At 48.1% G+C, this 20,134-nt stretch carries 23 protein-coding genes and 1 riboswitch; of the genes, 22 read left to right on the forward strand and 1 reads right to left on the reverse strand.

Annotation, left to right across the window (positions count from 1 at the left end; translation table 11 throughout):
* Positions 1 to 25: 25 nt before the first annotated feature.
* The 21 genes from minD (at position 26) to ACFO8Q_RS11145 (ending at position 17,721) form a co-directional block, all read left to right on the forward strand.
* A complete protein-coding gene (gene minD, locus ACFO8Q_RS11045) occupies positions 26 to 823 on the forward strand; it encodes a septum site-determining protein MinD (RefSeq protein ID WP_380025829.1) in 798 nt (265 codons plus the stop codon).
* Positions 824 to 858: 35 nt separating this feature from the next.
* Complete coding sequence (locus ACFO8Q_RS11050; RefSeq protein ID WP_380025830.1) at positions 859 to 2,076, forward strand: tetratricopeptide repeat protein; 1,218 nt, start codon at positions 859 to 861, stop codon at positions 2,074 to 2,076.
* Positions 2,077 to 2,165: 89 nt separating this feature from the next.
* Positions 2,166 to 3,308: a rod shape-determining protein RodA gene (rodA, locus tag ACFO8Q_RS11055; protein ID WP_380025831.1), complete on the forward strand. Its 1,143-nt coding sequence runs from the start codon at positions 2,166 to 2,168 to the stop codon at positions 3,306 to 3,308.
* Positions 3,309 to 3,372: 64 nt separating this feature from the next.
* Positions 3,373 to 4,212, forward strand: a complete 840-nt coding sequence (locus ACFO8Q_RS11060) for a peptidoglycan DD-metalloendopeptidase family protein (RefSeq protein ID WP_380025832.1) — start codon at positions 3,373 to 3,375, stop codon at positions 4,210 to 4,212.
* The gene (locus ACFO8Q_RS11065; RefSeq protein WP_380025833.1) at positions 4,212 to 5,090 is read left to right on the forward strand and encodes a M50 family metallopeptidase; all 879 of its coding nucleotides are present in this window, start codon (positions 4,212 to 4,214) and stop codon (positions 5,088 to 5,090) included. The genes ACFO8Q_RS11060 and ACFO8Q_RS11065 overlap by 1 nt, the downstream gene beginning before the upstream one ends.
* Positions 5,091 to 5,192: 102 nt before the next feature.
* Complete coding sequence (locus ACFO8Q_RS11070) at positions 5,193 to 5,879, forward strand: Crp/Fnr family transcriptional regulator (protein ID WP_380025834.1); 687 nt, start codon at positions 5,193 to 5,195, stop codon at positions 5,877 to 5,879.
* A gap of 103 nt (positions 5,880 to 5,982) precedes the next feature.
* Positions 5,983 to 6,789, forward strand: a complete 807-nt coding sequence (locus ACFO8Q_RS11075) for an alpha/beta hydrolase (protein ID WP_380025835.1) — start codon at positions 5,983 to 5,985, stop codon at positions 6,787 to 6,789.
* 75 nt (positions 6,790 to 6,864) lie between these two features.
* Positions 6,865 to 6,997, forward strand: a riboswitch (cyclic di-AMP (ydaO/yuaA leader).
* A 5-nt stretch (positions 6,998 to 7,002) separates the two neighbouring features.
* Positions 7,003 to 7,695, forward strand: a complete 693-nt coding sequence (locus ACFO8Q_RS11080; RefSeq protein WP_380025836.1) for a C40 family peptidase — start codon at positions 7,003 to 7,005, stop codon at positions 7,693 to 7,695.
* Between the two features lie 117 nt (positions 7,696 to 7,812).
* On the forward strand, positions 7,813 to 8,103 hold the full coding sequence (locus ACFO8Q_RS11085) for a hypothetical protein (RefSeq protein ID WP_380025837.1): 291 nt from the start codon (positions 7,813 to 7,815) through the stop codon (positions 8,101 to 8,103).
* A 212-nt stretch (positions 8,104 to 8,315) separates the two neighbouring features.
* Positions 8,316 to 8,819, forward strand: coding sequence for an acetyl-CoA carboxylase biotin carboxyl carrier protein (accB, locus tag ACFO8Q_RS11090; RefSeq protein WP_380025838.1), 504 nt, complete (start codon positions 8,316 to 8,318; stop codon positions 8,817 to 8,819).
* A 17-nt stretch (positions 8,820 to 8,836) separates the two neighbouring features.
* Positions 8,837 to 10,177 carry an acetyl-CoA carboxylase biotin carboxylase subunit gene (gene accC, locus ACFO8Q_RS11095; protein ID WP_380025839.1) on the forward strand — a complete coding sequence of 447 codons (1,341 nt, stop codon included), beginning with the start codon at positions 8,837 to 8,839 and terminating at the stop codon, positions 10,175 to 10,177.
* 13 nt (positions 10,178 to 10,190) lie between these two features.
* Positions 10,191 to 10,982, forward strand: coding sequence for an IclR family transcriptional regulator (locus ACFO8Q_RS11100; RefSeq protein WP_380025840.1), 792 nt, complete (start codon positions 10,191 to 10,193; stop codon positions 10,980 to 10,982).
* A 14-nt stretch (positions 10,983 to 10,996) separates the two neighbouring features.
* The gene (gene pxpB, locus ACFO8Q_RS11105; protein WP_380025841.1) at positions 10,997 to 11,695 is read left to right on the forward strand and encodes a 5-oxoprolinase subunit PxpB; all 699 of its coding nucleotides are present in this window, start codon (positions 10,997 to 10,999) and stop codon (positions 11,693 to 11,695) included.
* Complete coding sequence (locus ACFO8Q_RS11110) at positions 11,692 to 12,693, forward strand: 5-oxoprolinase subunit C family protein (protein WP_380025842.1); 1,002 nt, start codon at positions 11,692 to 11,694, stop codon at positions 12,691 to 12,693. The genes pxpB and ACFO8Q_RS11110 overlap by 4 nt, the downstream gene beginning before the upstream one ends.
* Before the next feature lie 125 nt (positions 12,694 to 12,818).
* Positions 12,819 to 13,583: a 5-oxoprolinase subunit PxpA gene (pxpA, locus tag ACFO8Q_RS11115; RefSeq protein ID WP_380025844.1), complete on the forward strand. Its 765-nt coding sequence runs from the start codon at positions 12,819 to 12,821 to the stop codon at positions 13,581 to 13,583.
* Between the two features lie 83 nt (positions 13,584 to 13,666).
* Positions 13,667 to 14,827: an NRAMP family divalent metal transporter gene (locus tag ACFO8Q_RS11120; RefSeq protein WP_380025897.1), complete on the forward strand. Its 1,161-nt coding sequence runs from the start codon at positions 13,667 to 13,669 to the stop codon at positions 14,825 to 14,827.
* A gap of 43 nt (positions 14,828 to 14,870) precedes the next feature.
* On the forward strand, positions 14,871 to 15,659 hold the full coding sequence (locus tag ACFO8Q_RS11125; RefSeq protein WP_380025845.1) for a putative hydro-lyase: 789 nt from the start codon (positions 14,871 to 14,873) through the stop codon (positions 15,657 to 15,659).
* A gap of 162 nt (positions 15,660 to 15,821) precedes the next feature.
* Complete coding sequence (locus tag ACFO8Q_RS11130; protein WP_380025846.1) at positions 15,822 to 16,061, forward strand: hypothetical protein; 240 nt, start codon at positions 15,822 to 15,824, stop codon at positions 16,059 to 16,061.
* A 26-nt stretch (positions 16,062 to 16,087) separates the two neighbouring features.
* Entirely contained in the window at positions 16,088 to 16,369 is a 282-nt protein-coding gene (locus ACFO8Q_RS11135) for a DUF3231 family protein (protein WP_380025847.1), read from the forward strand.
* A gap of 430 nt (positions 16,370 to 16,799) precedes the next feature.
* The gene (locus ACFO8Q_RS11140) at positions 16,800 to 17,078 is read left to right on the forward strand and encodes a hypothetical protein (RefSeq protein ID WP_380025848.1); all 279 of its coding nucleotides are present in this window, start codon (positions 16,800 to 16,802) and stop codon (positions 17,076 to 17,078) included.
* Between the two features lie 277 nt (positions 17,079 to 17,355).
* Complete coding sequence (locus tag ACFO8Q_RS11145; RefSeq protein WP_380025849.1) at positions 17,356 to 17,721, forward strand: hypothetical protein; 366 nt, start codon at positions 17,356 to 17,358, stop codon at positions 17,719 to 17,721.
* 19 nt (positions 17,722 to 17,740) lie between these two features.
* Here ACFO8Q_RS11145 and ACFO8Q_RS11150 read toward each other — a convergent pair whose 3' ends face one another.
* A complete protein-coding gene (locus ACFO8Q_RS11150; protein ID WP_380025850.1) occupies positions 17,741 to 18,670 on the reverse strand; it encodes a Na/Pi cotransporter family protein in 930 nt (309 codons plus the stop codon).
* A gap of 100 nt (positions 18,671 to 18,770) precedes the next feature.
* On the opposite strand from ACFO8Q_RS11150, the gene ACFO8Q_RS11155 reads away from it, so the two are divergent.
* Positions 18,771 to 20,072 carry a class I SAM-dependent rRNA methyltransferase gene (locus ACFO8Q_RS11155; protein ID WP_380025851.1) on the forward strand — a complete coding sequence of 434 codons (1,302 nt, stop codon included), beginning with the start codon at positions 18,771 to 18,773 and terminating at the stop codon, positions 20,070 to 20,072.
* The last annotated feature ends 62 nt before the right edge of the window (positions 20,073 to 20,134 follow it).

Raw genomic sequence — 20,134 nt, forward strand, 5'->3', positions numbered from 1 at the left:
GATGTGTTACGGGAGGGTCTGAAGGATGGGTGAAGCGATCGTTGTCACATCCGGTAAGGGAGGGGTTGGAAAAACCTCCACTTCAGCAAATATTGGTACAGCACTTGCTCTGGCCGGAAAAAGAGTATGTTTGGTGGATACCGATATCGGACTGCGCAATTTGGATGTGGTGTTGGGACTTGAGAATCGGATTATCTTTGACGTGGTAGACGTTGTAACGGAAACCTGTCGTCTCGACCAAGCGTTGATCAAAGATAAAAGATTCGATCATTTGTATCTGCTTCCGGCGTCTCAAACGAAAGACAAGAACGCTTTGGTACCGGAAGCAATGAAAAAGATCGTGCAGGAACTGAAAGAAAGATTTGATTTTGTGGTGATCGATTGTCCTGCCGGAATTGAACAGGGGTTCCAGATTGCAATTGCGGGAGCCGACCGTGCCATTGTAGTTACAACTCCGGAGAACGCTGCGGTTCGCGATGCGGACCGGGTAATCGGATTGCTTGAAAAAGCGAAAATACATGGCCCGAAATTGGTGATTAATCGGATTCGTCCACATATGGTTCGCCAGGGAGATATGCTGGATATCGACGATATTGTTTCCATTCTCGCTATTGATTTATTGGGTGTAGTCCCGGATGACGAGAGTGTGATTTCCGGCTCCAATCATGGGGAACCTACCGTGCTCAATCCGTCTTCAAAAGCGGCAATGGCTTATCGCAACATAGCAAGAAGAATTTTGGGAGATTCGGTTCCGTTATTGAATTTGCAAGATCAACCGGGTCTCCTGACCAAGTTCAAGAAAATGATTGGTTTTGGGAAATAGAGAGCCAGGTCTTGTTGTAACAGGAGGGGTTGCATGTGCCCCAGTTAGGTGAGAAAATCCGTTTGTTCCGTCAAAGCAAGGGATTCACCCAGGAGCAATTGGTTGAGGGTATCGCAAAAAAGAGCACACTAAGCCAAATTGAATCGGGGAAAGCGTCTCCATCCATTGAGCTGCTTTTGCAGATTGCGGATCGGTTGGATGTTGGAATCGGGGAACTGTTGAAAGATGTGACATGGGATCGGAGACCGTCCGATCTTCTGAAACTGGCCAATGTACTTTTTGACAAACAGGAATATTCAATTGCTCTTACTTATTTCCAACAAGTCCGATCCGAAGAGATGGAGGAGGAAGAGGACCCTTCTTATCTCTATAAACTTAGCATCTGCTATACGGAAACAGGAGACGCGGACCAGGCTTTGTTGATGCTGGAGCGACTGGTCGCTCTTGCTGTTTCCCGTGGTCTGCATACTTGGCGCGGCCAAGCATTTCAACAAATCGGGCAGGTGTATTTTAAGCAGCAAAACTACAAATTGGCCGAACATTACTGGCTGAAAGCGGAGGATCGCATCAGTCTGCTTGAGGATCCCGACCCCGCGCAAACAGCCCGGCTTTTTAACCGCTTGGGTGTTGTGAATTTTTATTTGGGTGAACACGAGAAATCAGTCGAGTATTACCTGAAAGCATTGGAAATCCTGAACGGATCTGAATATGTATTTCAACAATCCATAACCATGATGAATATGGCGATCTCATTGAATTCTCTCGGTGACTACGAGCGGGCGGCGGAAATGTATCAAAAACTGGAGAATGTAAACGAAGAGGTCGGCCCCCTTGTGTATGCCATTATCCGTTTTCACTATGCAGTGTTCCTGGCTGATACAGGGAGATACAAAGCTGCGGAAAAACTGTTTTTGGAAGTTCGGCAGCGGTTTGAAGAAATGGGCGAAGAGAGCTGGCTTGCAGAGGTTGACACAGAAATAGCAGAACTGTGTCTCAAGCGGGGCGACTATGAAAATTCGTTGAAACTATGTGAAAGACTGCTCGATCAACTGTCCGCGGATCATTCTGAATACGGGAATGTGCAGCGGATCCAAGGGTTGATACATATGGAACAAGGCCAATACGAGAAAGCCATTCCGGCTTTTGTATCGGCCCTTCAGTTTTTTGAACGGTTGGGACGGCTGGATCAAGTGCGTGATGTTCACAAGCTCTTGACGGTTTGTATAGAGAAAAAAAGCCTGAAGCGAGGATAGCTTCTGGCAGGAATTGACATACTGGAAAGAGGGGAATTGGGTGAAACAGCCTGATTCCCTGATTTTTTTAGGTGCGGAGTGAGGATGAAATGATCGAGCGCGCCCCCAATAAGCGCCTGCAGGATCTGGATGTTCTGATCATCCTGATTGTATTCTTCTTAGCCGTCATTTCAGTAGTCATGGTCTCCAGTGCTTCCCGCGTAAATCTAACGGGGGATCCGGCTTATTTTTATATTCGTCAAGCTTTCTGGTTCATGATCGGATTGATTGTGATGTTTTTGGTGATTCGCATCGATTACGCCGAATATTGTCAGCATTGGAAATGGCTGTACGGTTTTGGTGTCGGCATGCTGATGCTCCTGTCCATCGCCGGTCATGCTGCCAACGGAGCCAAGAGCTGGTTTCAGTTGGGGCCTGTTAAGCTGGAACCGGCTGAACTCATGAAGATTATCTTGATTCTGGTTCTGGCACGCTTGCTGCAGGACGCAAAAACCAGCACCTCGTTCGTTCATTTCCTGAAAACATTGGTTCTCATCCTGCTTCCCATCTGCCTGGTGATCTTACAGCCGGATTTGGGAACCGCCATGATGATGAGTTCGATTGCTTGCGGAATGATTTGGGCTGCCGGAATTCCCCGCAGATATTTACTCATTCTCTTTTCTCTTGCCGGTGCCGGGATCAGCAGCTTGTCCATGTTGTATTTCGCCCGGAAAGACTGGTTCTTTTCCATCGTCCATCCCTATCAATGGGAGCGTTTAACGATGTTTCTAGACCCTGAAGGAGGAAAGACGGGTGCCGGCTATCAGCTTTACCAGTCATTGCTGGCAATTGGTGCCGGGCAGATCTGGGGGGAAGGGATTTTCAGAGGAGTGCAGACGCAGGGGGCTTGGATTCCGGAACGTCATACGGACTTTATTTTCTCCGTAATTGCAGAAGAGTTGGGATTTGCAGGAGCCGGCTTGTTGCTGCTGTCCTATTTTGTTTTATTGATCCGCATGATTAAAATCGGGCGGGAAGCCCGGGAGCCAATGGGTTCCTTGATTGTGGCCGGGGTACTCTCCATGTTTCTGGCACAGGTCTTTGAAAACGTAGGAATGACAATGTCGTTAACGCCAATTACGGGAATTACGCTTCCGCTCATGTCTTACGGGGGAAGTTCCATACTGTCCAGTATGCTGGCCATAGGTCTTGTTCTCAATGTAGGCTACAGACGAAAGAAAATCCGGTTTTAGGCGTCATATCCTTGTCCGTAAGTGAATAGGATGTATCACTACGTATGGACAAGGGGGTCTGTCTGTGAAACGTACACCATCCTGGGATGAACAGGATTCCAATTTTCCGCCTCCCTCGCATCCGGTTTTTCAAGGGATTCGTGAACAAGAGGAGAAGAACGGAAATCAGCGGCCGGATTTTGGTTCTTACAGATCAATGGAACGGCGTTACGGAATGGCGGGACGTTCGAATTACTCCCGTTGGGACGGGCCGTGGAGTTCCAAGCGGGGATATAAAGAGCATGACGAATATGAGGAACATGAGAGCGGCCGAATCGTGGCACAGGTGATTGGGGCGGCCGTTTTGGTGCTGGTTACCTATGTAGCGTTTCAATCCTCGCATCCACTGGCAGAACGCGCTCAACACGTTGTAAGAACGGTAATGACAAAAGAAACTGACATTACGGCACTTTCGAATTGGATGGCCTCCCATCTTGGCAATGCGAACCTGGCTATTCCGACATCCACCGCCGGTTCCAATACCACAATCGAGGATATTACCTACGAACCGCCTCTGAAAGATTTTAAGGTTACAACCCCTTACGATGCCGAAAAGCATCCCGCGGTCATTTTGCAAACCACCTCGGCGGCAGATGTGAAAGCGGTGACCAAAGGTCAAGTGAAAGAATTCGACAAGAATGACAAGTACGGCATTTATGTCATTGTGGATCACGGGTCGGCGGGGCAAACGCTTTATGGTCACTTGGAGTCGGGGTCGGTTAAACCGGGAGATTGGGTGTACACGGGACAGACGATCGGGAAAACGGCGAAGAAAGAGCCGTCCGATCTGTACTTCGCCCGTTTTATAAAAAACAAACCGGTAAATCCGCAGGATATTTTAACTCAGGCAGGGAAGAAGCCGTGATGGGAGCCTTGGGGAAGGGGATGAAAATCAAGGTTCATCCTCTTTTTGTTCTCTTGATGGTTGTGTCAGCCTGGACGCCGTACTTCCGTGAGATGGTGTTGTTGTTTGCCACCGTACTGATTCATGAACTGGGGCATGTGGCAGCGGCCTTTTTTTACGGATACCGGGTCAAAGAGATGGAGATTCTGCCGTTTGGCGGAGTTGCACGCTTGGAACACGGAGCACTGGGGTGGCAGCCTCGCCATGAGACGATCATTGCCATGGCGGGCCCTTTCATGAATTTCGTTTTGCTGTTTGTGGTGATTGGGCTGCAGGACTTACGACTGCTGAACGATCACGCTGCCTCTTATCTGATCACGATCAATTTGACCCTTGCGTTTTTTAATCTGCTGCCGGCGTTACCGCTCGATGGAGGAAGGATTCTCAGGGCGGCGTATTCACGATCATTGGGATTTCAGAAGGCGACAGGGGTGGCGATTGGAATGGCTTTTATCCTCTCAACTGTTTTGATGATTGCCGGATTGCTGGCATTATGGGCCGGATTCGTCCAAATGGGAATGGTGACACTCGGGGTGTTTCTGTTTGTGTCTGCTTGGCAGTTGCGAAGGCAATTGCCTTACGACACCATTCGTTTCCTGGATACGAAAAAACGGCAGCGGGGTAGCCGCCCGCTTCCGGTAAGGTCAATCGCTGCGACAGCAGACACACCTTTGTTAAAAGTCCTCGCGCAGTTTGCTCCGGATGCATACCATGTAGTATATGTACGAGACGCTCGAAAGCAGACTTTGCGGATTTTGATTGAGGAAGAGCTGATGGAAGCCGCTATGAAACCTGGTGGCGGCGGGGTATTGCTGGGGCAAATTCTTGCGGAACATTAGATTGGAAATCCAGTGCAGGTTCATCCGCCTCTTGTCAGTTTCTGGGGAGTGTGCTACGGTGTACTATACAGGATCTTTCCGGATTGAGAGGAGGGACAACGGATGCTCAGTCTGTGTTCAGTATGCGAATTACGAGAGTTTGAACTGTTCGAAGGGGTGGAGCAGGAAGAGCTGGATCAGCTAGGGAAAGGGAGTCAACCTTCTGTCGTACCAAAAAGAAACTTTATTTTTACCCCCGATGAACCGAGCAACGCAGTATATTTGTTAAAAAAAGGCCGGGTTCGAATTTCCCGGCTTTCCGATACAGGGAAACACTTTACACTGGTGATTTTGGAACCGGGTGCGATCTTTGGGGAAAGTGCGATTTTTGGCGATGAACCGCGCAAGTACTATGCGGAAGCGCTTGATGATGCTTATATTTGTGCGATCAACAAGCACGAGTTCGAGAAAATCATTTCCCGCAACCCGATGATTTCTTTGCGGCTGGCACACATTGTGGAACAGAGATTGGAAGAAGTACAGGAACAAATCGAGAATCTCGTTTTCTATGACGTCCAAACCCGATTGGCCCGGCTGCTGCTGAAATTGGCAGATCTGCACGGGCAACGGGTGGATGGCGGAGTGAAAATCGGGATTCGACTGACACATGAGGATATGGCAAGCCTGATCGGATCCACGCGGGAAACCACCAGTAAAATACTGAATGAGTTTAAAACGGCAGGCCATATCGATGTCGAAAAGCGACACATTGTTCTGCTGGATCAGAAAGCACTTGCGGATATGCACTAATATTGTGTGACGAGAGAGTCGGGGAAATTCCCCCGGCTCTTTTTGTTGCAGGAATTTCAGAAAATTCCTCGAATAATGTCATGATACAAAAGGAGGACGGGACATGGAGGGACTACATTTTCAACAATGGATTCCGGAAGGCTCCACTGGGGTAGCAATATTACTTATTCATGGGGCAGGGGAACACAGCGGCCGGTATGAACACGTGATCAACTGGTTTCTCGCCAGGAATATTGCAGTTTTTGCCGGAGATCTGCCTGGATTCGGACAGTCCCCGGGTACACGCGGCCATATTGATCGATTCTCCGATTACACTGACTGCGTACGAAACTGGCTGACAGAAACAAAAAATACTGTAGGGGACACGTCTGTGTTTCTTTTTGGACACTCAATGGGGGGATTGGTAACGGTTCGCTTTTTGCAGGAGCCGGATGCGGGTAATCTGCCGATCAAAGGAGTGGTGTTGAGTTCTCCATGCCTCAGGTTAAAGATGCAGGTTCCCCAATGGAAACGGAACCTGGCAGGGGTGCTTGGAAGATTGACGCCTCGCCTGCGAATGCCCAATGGCATTGCTGCTGCGGATGTATCCCGTTCGCTTGACGTGGTGAAAAAATATTCCGAAGATCCCTATAACGAGTCCCGGGTTTCAATCAGATGGTTTGAAGAATTGCAGGTGGCGATGCAGCAGGCGATGCTCCAAGCAAGCAGAATTCAACAGCCGCTGCTGCTCCTGCAGGCGGGTGCCGACCGAATTGTGGATCCGGAAGCAGCTATTCCGTTTGTTGAGAAAGCCGGCTCGCGGGATAAGAAGTTAAAGATCTATCCGGGATTGTATCATGAGTTGGTGAACGAACCGGAAAAGGAAGAGGTTTTGACAGATATTCTAGAGTGGATCAACAAAAGAAAATAGGTCTAAAGTACTACTGTCATTCGGACCAAAGTCTATTGAAGTTCGACATCATTCGTGATATTTTTTAAAAGATTAGTAGAAATATTGCCGAATCTGACAGTGTTTGTCAGTACGGGGGACCTACTTTATGGGGTGAATCGCATTTTTTGTGAAGGGTACCTCAACCCGAACCCGACAACTAACCTCGGAGGCTTCAGGAGGAATCGAATCAAATTGAATAAGTTTCTGAAGGCACTTGTATTTGCAGGGACAATTGTTACTGTCTCCCTTGGCGCTTCAAATGCGGAAGCTGCTACAAAGTACGGGGAAAAGCTGCTGGAAAAAGGCTCACAAGGATCAGAAGTTGTTGCCTTACAGCAAGACTTGAGGATTTTGGGATATTTCACATATCCTTCAAACACCGGTTACTATGGTGAGATCACTGAAGGTGCTGTGAAAGCATTCCAAAAGGATCACGGGATTCAAGAAACGGGCAAAGTCGGGCCGACTACCGCCCCACAAATTGAGGAAGCGGCCGCAAAGAAAGCGGAGGAGTTGAAACAAGCTCAATCAGCCAACGCGGATGCTGCAGAAACCGCAAAACAATTTGTCGGTGTTCCGTATGCTTGGGGAGGTTCCAGTCCATCAGGATTTGACTGTTCCGGATTTGTCCGTTATGTGTTTGCACAGAAAGGCATTGAACTGCCGCGCACATCGCAAGCAATGTTCGAACAAGGCTCTGCTGTTTCGGAACTGCAGCCGGGAGATCTGGTGTTTTTCACGACATACGCGCAAGGAGCTACCCACGTTGGCATTTATATCGGGGATCAGCAGTTTATTTCGGCAACCAGTTCCCACGGGGTAAAGATTGACAGTTTCAGCAGTTCGTACTGGGGACCCCGCTATATTGGAGCAAAACGCATCTAATTACAAGCCAGTCGGATTTCCGACTGGCTGCTCTATTTTTGTGCTTTCAATGGAACCCATTTTTTGTCCGGGTACATAGACTGGAAGAGACACCTTTGAGAAAAGGGGGTTGTTCCATTGTGGAAATATGTATCGATTGCACTGGTAAGCGGGCTGATTCTCTACTTGGTGAATTCTACGGGCCGTATCTACCATGAGTTGTTATCGGAGCTTCTGCCGCAAGTCGCGGAAGAAAACCGGCATAACATCCAATATGATATGATCCACTCTCTGGTGGAGAACCGGACTCTACGGCTCACAATGGTTCTCCCGGTGGCTTTTCTTTGCACGTTCATTCTGCTGCCCTATGATTTGGCGAAAGGGTGGCATTGGATTGAATTGAAAATTGTGAGATTTCTGCAAAAGTGACATGCCTGTTTTATAAAGGCATGTCATTTTATTTGGGTTAACTCATATGCATTAGGATTCGATTTCGATTTCAAAGTCAAAAAGTTGAGGGGTTAATTTTTTACTCTTGTTTTTTTATTCGCTGAATTGTAATATTCATGTAAAGACATTGTAAAATTCGGAACTTAAATTCCGAAATTCGGAACGAACGTGAAACCGGAGGACAATTCAAAATGTTGAAGTTGAATGAAATTCGTGAGCTTGTACGGTTAATTGATGAAACTTCCGTGACCGAACTGAATCTCGAAGCGGCTGGGACGAAGCTGGTGATAAAAAAGGAGTTGAGTGTTGCGGCTCCGCTGGTGATACCATCCGTGAACGCAGAATATACGACATCTTCACCTATCAACCCGGTCGTTGTTACACCTGCAGAAACTCCCGTTACTGTTGAGAAAGTTACGAAAAAGAAAGCGGATACACCGGTAGAGGACCCGACATTGCATAAAATAGTATCCCCTATGGTGGGTACTTTCTACCAAGCTTCGGCACCTGACGCGGAGCCATTTGTGAAAGTCGGTTCAAAAGTAACGGACAAGACAGTGGTCTGTATTCTGGAAGCGATGAAATTAATGAACGAAATTGAAGCGGACGTACGAGGTGAAATCGCTGCCGTTCTGGTCCAAGACGGCGAAATGGTTGAATACGGACAGCCGCTGTTCCTTGTCAAAGTCGACTAATACGGAGGGGCGGCCAAGTGTTTAAGAAAATATTGATTGCAAATCGAGGAGAGATTGCTGTCCGAGTGATCCGGGCTTGTAAAGAGCTGGGGATTCAGACGGTGGCAATATTTTCAGAACCGGATCGAGACTCTTTACACGTTAAGCTCGCGGACGAAGCATATTGTGTGGGCCCTACTGCAAGCACGAAGAGCTACCTCAATATCCCTAATATTATGTCCGCAGCCACTGCTTCAGGAGCCGAAGCGATTCATCCCGGTTACGGGTTCCTTGCAGAAAATGCTGCTTTCGCTGAGATCGTTGAAGCTTGCGGCATCACCTTTATCGGTCCGAGTGTGGTAGCAATTGAGAAAATGGGAGACAAATCGGTTGCGAAAGAGACAATGAAAAACGCCAATGTTCCTTGTGTTCCCGGAATAGACGGGTTAATAGAGGATATTGAAAAAGCACTGCAAGTTGCCAAGGAAATCGGATATCCCGTTATTGTAAAAGCGACTGCCGGAGGCGGTGGTAAAGGAATGCGCGTTGCCTCCAATCCCGAGGAATTGGAAAAATCGATTCAGATGGCTCAAGTTGAAGCTGAGACCGCATTTGGTAACTCAGGTGTTTACCTCGAGAAGTTTGTGGAAGAACCACGCCATGTAGAAATTCAGGTCATGGCTGACAAGCACGGAAATGCGGTCTATCTGGGAGAAAGGGACTGCTCCATTCAGCGCAGACATCAAAAGTTGATTGAAGAAGCTCCTTCCCCTGCTCTAACCCCGGAGCTTAGGAAGCAAATGGGAGAATCAGCAGTTGCAGCTGCTCTTGCAGTGAATTATTCGGGAGCCGGTACGGTTGAATTTCTGCTCGATAAGCACGGAAATTATTACTTCATGGAAATGAACACACGGATTCAAGTTGAACATCCGGTTACGGAAATGATTACCGGAATCGACTTGGTTCAGGAACAGATTCGAGTAGCAGCAGGAGAGAAGCTGTCTTTTACGCAAGAAGATCTCGAACTCAACGGTTGGGCGATCGAATGTCGCATAAACGCTGAAGACCCGGACAAGAATTTTATGCCTTGTCCCGGAACAATCACAAAGTACCTTCCGCCTGGCGGTTTTGGGGTCCGTGTTGACTCTGCAGCCTACAACGGTTACAAGGTTACCCCATTTTACGATTCGATGATTGCGAAGTTAATTGTCTGGGCTCCTACCCGCATGGAAGCAATTGCCCGGATGGAGAGAGCGCTTCTTGAGTTTCAGATTGAAGGAATCAAAACAACAATTCCTTTCCATCTGAAGGTGCTCCGTCATCCTGCCTTTTGTAAAGGAGATGTCAATACGAAGTTTCTCGAAATGTATCCACTGTAGGGAGGGCGACCCGGTGCAGCATAAAAACAAGACGGTTGTCAAATCGATGGAACTTCTGAATCTGTTTCTCACAAATGAGCGGTTGAGTCTGCAAGAAATGGCCGAGTTATCAAAAATTCCAAAGACTTCTGTCCATCGAATGATTGGCTCACTGGAAGAGATGGGATTCCTTACGAAGGACGAAGAGGGTAAATACTCGCTTGGATTGCTGTTCCTCCAGTTTGGACAACTTGTGGCGGAGCGGTTGGATATTCGTCAAGTGGCACTTCCGGTTATGACGCGTCTTCGGGACGAGATCGGGGAAGCGGTGAATTTAATTGTTCGGGACGGTCATGAAGCCATCTATATCGAGAAAGTGGATACCAACCAGCCTGTCCGGGTATATACCGCAATTGGCCGAAGAGCGCCCATGTATGCAGGGGCGTGTCCACGAATACTGTTGGCTTTTTTGCCTGATTTTGAACAGGATAAATATTTGAATGAGGTTGAACTTAAGCCGATTGGTTCCGGCACGATTACGGATCCTGACCGGTTACGGACCGTATTGTCAGAGTCGAGAAAGACAGGATATTCCGTTAGTCATTCTGAACTCCATAACTCTACATCTGCGGTTGGGGCACCCATCTTTAATCATCAGGGACAGGTTGTCGCCGGTCTGAGTATTGTGGGCCCGGAGGCTCGTTTTCAAGAAGATCGCTTACCGGTCCTGATCAAAAAGGTGCAGGGTGCAGCCAATGAAATTTCGCACAAACTAGGATGGACAGGCCTGAAGGAATCGTTGGCGGCTGACCTGGCACAAAACTAAATGGGGGTGAGAGGGTGCCGAGCGTATCATATGTTGAACTGATCCCGCTTGGAGATTCTGCTGTGATCGTTCAATTAGGCCAAACGATTCATCTCGAGACACACCGCAAAGTGAAAACCTTGGCAGCGTATCTGGATCAACATCCGATCCCAGGGATGGTAGAGTATGTCCCCGCGTTTACAACCGTTACGGTGTTTTATGATCCTTTGAGGACGTCTTATAAAGTGATTTGTTCCGTGCTGGAAGAAATCGTTTCAGAACTCGGGGATACGCTAGATGCCGAACCGAGAGCAGTTGAGATTCCTGTATGTTACGGGGGAGAGTTCGGTCCGGATCTGGAGTTTGTGGCGGAACATAACGGGCTTACACCGGATGAAGTGATTGACATCCATTCAAACGGTGAGTACTTGGTGTATATGATCGGGTTTGCTCCCGGGTTTCCCTATTTGGGCGGAATGTCTGAACGCATTGCGGCACCGAGGCGCGAGTCTCCCCGTCTTTCCATTCCCGCCGGTACAGTTGGAATTGCCGGTTCACAAACCGGAGTGTATCCGATTGGAACCCCGGGTGGATGGCAGTTGATTGGCCGGACACCGCTGGCCCTTTTTCGACCTAACGAGAATCCTCCGAGTTTGCTGCAGGCGGGAGATATTGTTCGGTTTCGACCGATATCCCGAGAGGAATACGATGCTTGGAAGGAGGATGCGCAATGAGTATAAAGGTCCTCCGGGCAGGACTGCTGACTTCCATTCAAGATCTTGGCAGATTCGGAATGCAAAAACACGGGGTCATTGTGAGCGGTGCCATGGATCCCTTCGCTCTTCGTGTCGGGAATCTGTTGGTTGGTAACGAAGAGGGAGAAGGTGCTCTTGAAATTACGATGATGGGGCCATCACTTCTGTTTGAGGCAGATACATTGATTGCAATATGCGGTGGAGATTTGTCCCCGACGATCGATGGACATAAGATTCCCGGATGGCGTCCCGTATTTGTGAAACAGGGAAGTGTCGTGCAATTTGGAGCACCTGTGTCGGGGTGTCGAGCGTATCTGACAGTGGCTGGAGGGTTTGACATCCCGCAAGTTATGGGGAGCCGCAGCACTTATCTGCGTGCCGGGATTGGCGGTTTTCAGGGACGAGCCTTGAAAGACGGGGATGTTCTGAATCTGCGGACACCTTCCGAGCAGGCTAACAGAAGGATGCGACAGTTTTCTGAAGCAGCGGGAACCCAATCGTTTTTGGTTAGTGAGTGGTCTGTAAGCTGCGACATCCTTTCGGCTTACAGGAAGAATCCTGTAGTTCGTGTACTGCCGGGCGGCCAATTTAACCGCTTTACGTTGGACAGCAGGGAGCAATTTTTCTCACAGGAATTTCAGGTCACCCCGCAATCGGATCGAATGGGATACCGGCTGGCAGGCCCGCAATTATCATTATCCGAACCGATGGAACTCATCTCGGAAGCGGTGTCGGCCGGAACGGTGCAGGTACCGCCCGCGGGGAATCCGATCATACTGCTCGCGGATCGTCAGACAACAGGCGGATATCCGAAAATTGCCCAGGTTGCCAGTGTCGATCTTCCGGTCATTGCACAGGTAAAGCCCGGCGAGAAGATTCGGTTTCAAGAGGTGTCTCTTGAAGAAGCGCAAGACCTGTATCGGGTTCGGGAAATGGAAATTCACATGTTGAAACAAGGCGTTGCGTTAAAAGTGTAAGGCGAAACTTGGTCGATAGGAAATTATAAATTTTGTCCTATCGACATAAGGGCAGCTAAGGCATTCACAAGTCTAAGACTTGGCGAATGCCAAGTTTTCTTTAATAAAATTCTGGAGGAATCGTTATGTTCCGAGTGGATTTGAACTGTGACATGGGAGAAAGTTTTGGTGCTTACAAGATGGGAACCGATGAGGAGATTCTCAGTTTTGTTACATCGGCGAACATCGCATGCGGTTTTCATGCAGGGGATCCGACAACGATGCGCAAGACAGTCAAACTCGCCCTTGCAAAAGGGGTTGGCATCGGAGTCCATCCAGGACTTCCCGATTTGGTTGGTTTCGGACGGCGGAATATGGACATCTCCCCGCAAGAAGCATATGACATGGTTGTCTATCAGATCGGAGCTTTATACGCATTTGTCAAGGCGGAAGGCGGAACCATGCAGCATGTAAAACCGCACGGTGCTTTGTATAATATGGCTGCGAAAAGTCCTGAATTGTCAAAAGCAATTGCGGAAGCGGTTTATAAAGTCGATCCGGAACTCATCCTGTTCGGGCTCTCCGGAAGCGAATTGGTGAAAGCGGGCGAATCAATCGGACTTCGGACAGCAAACGAAGTATTCGCTGACCGAACTTATCAGCAGGACGGCTCTTTGACTTCACGCCGTCAACCGGACGCTTTGATCACCGACCACGACAAAGCGGTTCAACAGGTGGTTCGTATGGTCAAAGAAGGAAAAGTGCTATCTCAACAAAAAACAGAGGTTGCCATCAAGGCTGATACCGTTTGTATCCACGGCGATGGCCCCCATGCCTTGGTGTTTGCCCGTCAAATACGGGAGCTCCTTACAGCTTCAGGAGTGAACGTTCAGGCGGTTGGACATAGATAAAAACAGACTGAAAAATTTGAAAGGAGAAGTTTCCATTGGAAAAGAAATTGAACTGGAGTCTGCTGCTCGGAGCCGCGTTTCTCATGGCCACCTCGGCAATCGGGCCTGGCTTCTTGACTCAGACCTCCGTATTTACGTCACAGTTTGCCGCAAGCTTTGGATTTGTAATCCTGGCGTCCATTCTTCTTGATATCGGTGCCCAGATGAACATTTGGCGGATCATTGCAGTTTCGGAGAAACGGGCGCAAGACATTGCCAACTTGGTGTTCCCGGGACTTGGTTATTTCCTGGCCTTATTGATCGTTATAGGCGGCATTGCATTTAACATCGGCAACATAGCAGGTGCGGGTCTTGGATTTGAGGTGTTGTTTGGCATTGACCCAAAGACTGGTGCGATTGCAAGTGCGATTATTGCAATTGGGATTTTCCTGTCCAAAGAAGCAGGCAGGGCGATGGACCGTTTTACTCAGATTCTGGGTTTTCTAATGATCGGTCTTACCTTGTTTGTGGCAATTAAATCTGCACCCCCTGTAGGAGAGGCGGTAATCAGAACTTTTTCTCCTGTGGTAGCAGAAAAAGACAGGGCAGCGTTTTTCATGGCGATTGTCACATTAGTCGGTGGTACTGTAGGCGGATATATTACTTTTGCAGGCGGTCATCGTTTGTTGGATGCCGGAATTAAAGGTCCGGATGCCCTGCCGCAAGTTACGAGAAGCTCCGTATCAGGTATTTTGATCACCGCTATTATGCGAACCGTATTGTTCTTAGCCGCTTTTGGTGTGGTAGCTGCCGGGCTGTCTTTGGATCCGAAAAATCCGCCGGCGTCTGTATTCAAACTGGCAGCAGGCGATATCGGCTTTAAGTTATTTGGAGTTGTTATGTGGGCGGCAGCGATCACATCTGTTGTCGGGGCTGCTTATACGTCAGTATCGTTTATCCGAACCTTCAGCGAAAAGTTGGAAAAGAACCACAAATGGATCATTATCGGATTTATTATTGTGTCAACGATCGTATTCGTTTTCATCGGGCGTCCTGTCAAAACCCTGATTTTAGTAGGGGCCTTGAACGGTTTGATTCTTCCGATTGCCCTGGGTATTATGCTGATTGCTGCCTATAAGAGCAAGATTGTCGGCAATTACAAACATCCGTTGTGGCTGACGATCTTCGGGGCTCTGGTTGTTGCCGTTATGTCTTATTTGGGCTGGGTAACACTTGTCCAGCAGATACCGAACCTGTTCAAGTAAGTTGAGCGATCATGTTGAATCAAATTACAAAGGGGAGAGGGAAATGAACGTTGCAAACATGAAACCTGAAGAAGTCCGCGCTATGATCCGACGGAATGAATTGATCAAGCCTACGTCCGGCATGGCAAATGGCTATACACAGGCGAATTTGGCGATTTTAAAAAAGGATCTCGCGTTTGAGTTTCTCTTGTTCTGTCAGCGCAATCCAAAGCCTTGTCCGGTACTTGACGTGACAGAGCCTGGTTCTCCGATCCCGCAATTGGCTGCTCCGGGGGCTGACTTGCGAACCGATCTTCCGAAGTATCGAATCTACCGCCATGGTGAGTTGGTTGAAGAAGTGACAGATATTGTGAAGTTCTGGGAAGACGATATGGTGGCGTTTCTTCTCGGATGCAGTTTTACATTCGAGTCGGCAATGTTGAACAACGGAATTCCGGTCCGACACATTGAAGAAGATCGTAACGTGGCGATGTATAAGACAAATATTCCATGTGTCAAAGCGGGCAGGTTCGAAGGTCCAGTGGTGGTCAGCATGCGACCCATTCCTCAAAAAGATGTAGTTCGCGCAGTACAGGTAACGTCACGCTTTCCGGCAGTCCATGGGGCACCTGTTCATATTGGAAACCCTGAAGCAATCGGAATTCGAAACATTGATCGGCCCGATTTTGGCGATCCTGTTATCATCAAAGACGGAGAAGTTCCGGTCTTCTGGGCGTGCGGGGTGACCCCTCAGGCTGTAGCGATGCAGGTGAAGCCGGAACTGATGATCACCCATGCACCTGGACATATGTTTATCACCGACTTGCGCGATGAGCAGTTTGGTGTGTTGTAGTTTCAAACAAAAATCCGCCCTTGTCGTTTGACAGGGGCGGATTTTTTTACTCCCCGTACAACTTTCAATCAAGGAGACTCGAACAACAACAGTGACGGTGTTATTCAATCAAATACATACACTCTACTCTCATTGAGCAAATTAATGTAGAGGAGGGAAAGTATGCCAAACTTATGGGAAGCCGCAATCAATACATTAAAATCCATGATTGATGACGAACCAAAAGCACCTTTGCATATTGGAGAAGCTCTTACTTGTTGGATGCATCTGGCTGCAATGGCTGAAGCGGTTGTTTTTGAAGAGGCAGGATTGAATATGACAACAGATGCTGAAGTAATGAGGATGCTTGAAGATGCAATCAAGCTGTGTAACTCACAAATTAAACAACTTAAAATTTCATGAAACAAGAAGGGATTCCTCTACCTCCAATGACTGAATCGAAACCAAAATCAGAACCAAACGCAGTTCCAACGGGGGTAAAACTAACAGATGAGGAACTTGCAAACGGAGTGGCACTGAAAATAACGAGTGCGATAACAATGTGTGGAACAGGATTGATCCAAGCCGTTCGAAACGACGTGGGGATGATGTGGTTTGAATTTCAAACAGAACACGTGATCTATGGTGCAAATCTTAAGGCGTTAATGCGGAAACGAGGGTGGATAAAGGTGCCGCCTTATTATTATCCTCCTGGGTTGCCGAATCAATAGTTTGGGTTTACCGATTCAAACACTAGTCTGGTTTTTTTATTGCGGGATCGATACTAAGAATCGAAAACGAAAAGGTGCCGTGTTTAAACAAAGAGCTAGTAAAGCGGCCTTAGACCGATAGTTTAGTGGGCGCGTACTTTGACCGCTTCCTCCAGTCTCGAATAAAGTTGATTTGATGTGGCCGTACAAAAGGTGAAATTTCTTTTTCTTGTGTCATGTATTATGACCTCCTGTTTCTATGAAAACAGGTTGCGGCGTATTTTGAGCTTGCTAGGAATGCGAGCCGCGGTTTAGGCCCCCCGTCCTTTAAAAAGATATACCAATTATAGGAAATCGATCATTCAAATTCATTTTGACCTTATTCGGATATTATAAGTGGTTAATCTGAGGAGTGAAGAACTGAAAGTACTCTGAAAATTGGAGGAGGAACATGGCATACAAAATTGGTGAATATATGGTATTGGTTCTAACCGCATTACTCCTGCTCGCAGTGTGGCGTTTTGGGGATTGGAGAAATTGGCGGAAATATTACCCAACCATCCTTTTCATCATAAGTGTAAATTTGTTTGGCACGATTCTCACGTACAATTACTCACTCTGGTATTTTCACAAGGCGCTATTCATTCCCAATCATACATTAGGCGATTTATTTATGAAGTTTACAAACTTCCCTCATGGTCTTGCTGTTTCTCTCACGATATCCTTATAAGTCACGAGCGTTGAGGCAGTTCGCTTATACTGTCATTTGGGTGGTTGTATTCGCGTCAATTGAGTGTTTGTTCTGGCTTACGAAGATTACATCCTATCACAATGGATGGAATTTTGGGTGGTCAGTTTTGCTTTGGTGTGTGATGTTCCCGGTGATGCCGCTCCATCATACAAGACCGCTATGGGCATGGTTAGTCTGTTTGGGATCTACTATTTTTATGATCTGTTACTTTGACATTCCGATTACGACACTCAAGTGATGAGATTGGAGAGTTGAAATGACGAACGATTTTTCTCAAGTGTACCAGGAACTGAAATCGATCTTAAAGGAATCTGAACCCTACACGATCGTGAAAATCGATAATGATAGGGAATATTCAATGAATTCTTCAAGTAACCCAAGAACGAAAGGGGAGGGGTTTTTCGGGGCGGTCCAAATTCGTAAAGAATATGTGAGCTATCATCTGATGCCGGTTTATGTATACCCCGAGCTTCTGGAGAATACGTCAGAATCCCTAAAGAAGAGAATGCAGGGAAAGTCATGTTTCAACTTCAAAAAGGTCGACTCCGAACTGTTTCAGGAACTGCAAGAACTGACTCAAAAAGGATTTGAAAAGTATACCCAACATGGTTGGTTCCCCTGATGTTCAATCCCGTTGGTGGTTACTTCCGCCCCGGCACCATCCACTCGATCAATGTGGCGAAAGTACGTGTAAATGGCCATACAGCCAATGACGATAGAATGTTAAACAGCGTGTGTGCAGTCGCCACTTGGACCGGTAAAGAGGGACTGAACAACCGAACAGTCTGCGCGAATGTATCCAAAATTGGCAAGAAAGCAAGCACACCTGCCACGTTTAACACGACATGGGCTATCGCTACCCGCTTAGCCGGTAAAGGACTACCAATAGAAGCTATAAGGGCGGTAATGCACGTCCCGATATTATTGCCTAAGACAATCGCTATCGCTCCCGGCAGATCAATCAGCCCTTGGGAGGCCATGGCAATCGTTAAGGCTGTGGTTGCGGTCGAGCTTTGGACGAGAGCGGTTAACCCTGTTCCGGCCAGTACCCCGTAGATGGGATTCTGGGAGGCAGTTCTCAACACCTCGCGAAACCACTCCGTATTTCCCAATGGTGCCAATGCGTCCGTCATCATATTGAGGGCGAACAAAGTACCTCCAAAACCGAAAATCGCCAATCCCATATACCTTTTCTGATCCTTTAGAACAAACCACAACAATGCCCCGAGAACCACACATGGGAGGATGGCCTCATCCGGATTCCAGGCAATGATTTGAGTGGTGACCGTGGTTCCGATATTGGAACCGAGAATAATGCCGAGTGAATCGGCAAATGTCATCGTTCCGGCCGATACGAATCCGATTGTAATCACGGTCACAGCAGCCGAACTATGCATAAGCGCGGAAACAACAGTTCCGGTTACCAAGCCCCGCGTTGGTGTTCTCACAAACCGCTTCAGGATCAGGGGCAATTTTTCCATAGCCATTTGTTCGAGCCCATGCCGGAGAATCCAGATTCCGCAAAGAAAACCGGACAGCCCAACCGCAAGAAACAAAACGGATGTATACATTTCAATCCTCCGTGGGGTAGACTATTTTTCATGACATACAATCTATACATTCTATGCGAGCATGTCCTGAAGAAGACATGCTGTTTCGGAGGAACCAATCATGGCAAAGGTGTTTTTGAATCGCAATCGGAAAAAACGGTTGGAGCTGGGACATCCCTGGGTGTATAAGAGTGAAATTGACCGTGTGGAGGGCGCTCTTCAACCGGGAGATATTGTGGACGTCGTGAATCACTCGGGCCATTTTCTGGCAAAGGGCATGATCAATCCGAATTCGCAGATTACGGTTCGGGTGTTAACTTATAATCCGACAGAGGAAATCGACGAATCCTTCTTCGAACGCCGCATTCGGGACGCATGGGAGTACCGCCTCCGTCTGTTGGAGGATACAAACGCTTGCCGAGTTATTTATGGAGAAGCGGATTTTCTGCCTGGAATTGTGGTGGACAAGTTCGCGGATGTGCTTGTGATTCAGATTCTGTCTCTTGGCATGGAAGTACGCAGGAACGAACTTATTCATGCATTGATCAAGGTACTGGAACCGAAGGGCATCTATGAACGAAGCGATGTACCGGTTCGCGAACGGGAAGGGCTGGAGCAACGCACCGGCCTTGTGTGGGGAGAGGCACCGCGGGAAGTGGAGATCGTGGAAAATGGTCTGCGCTATGTAGTGGACATTGTCGAGGGGCAGAAGACCGGATTTTTCTTCGATCAGCGGGAGAATCGGGCTGCCATTGCACCCTTGATGACCGGATGGGGGGCAACCCACGGAATCACTCTGCAGCCGACCGGGGAAGAAGACGAACAGGGAGAACTGATCTTCAGACCCATGGATAAACGCGGGAAAGTGATAAAGAACCCGTTCTGGGCCGGGGCCGAAGTGCTAGAGTGTTTCTCCCACACAGGATCGTTCACGCTGAATGCTTGCAAGCACGGTGCGAAGAAAGTCACCTGTTTGGATATTTCGGAACACGCGATCGAGACAGCCAAACGCAATGTAACGATGAATGGGTTCTTGCACCGGGTCAATTTTGTGGTGGCCAACGCATTTGATTATCTGCGGGAACAAGTTCAGGAGGGCAATCTGTGGGATGTAGTGATCCTCGATCCGCCCGCTTTTGCCAAGACAAAAGGGGCGGTTCAAGGAGCGTGCCGCGGGTATAAGGATATCAACTTAAACGGAATGAAGCTCGTCCGTGACGGCGGCTTCCTGGTCACGGCAAGCTGTTCGTACCATATGAAACCGGAGCTCTTTAAGGAAGTCATACTAGACGCAGCGATCGATGCTAAGAAGATTTTGCGTCTTGTCCATTGGGGCGGGGCAGGCAAGGACCATCCGGAGATTCACGGTGTGGAGGAAGGGCACTATTTGAAGTTTGCCATTTTTGAGGTGCGAAGTCGATAAGATATATTTTTGTACATAGTGACCCCGGGACGGGGTCTTTTTATCCTCACAAATTTACATAA

Origin of the sequence: Effusibacillus consociatus (genome assembly GCF_042652925.1) — a bacterium.
GTDB lineage: Bacteria > Bacillota > Bacilli > Tumebacillales > Effusibacillaceae > Effusibacillus > Effusibacillus consociatus.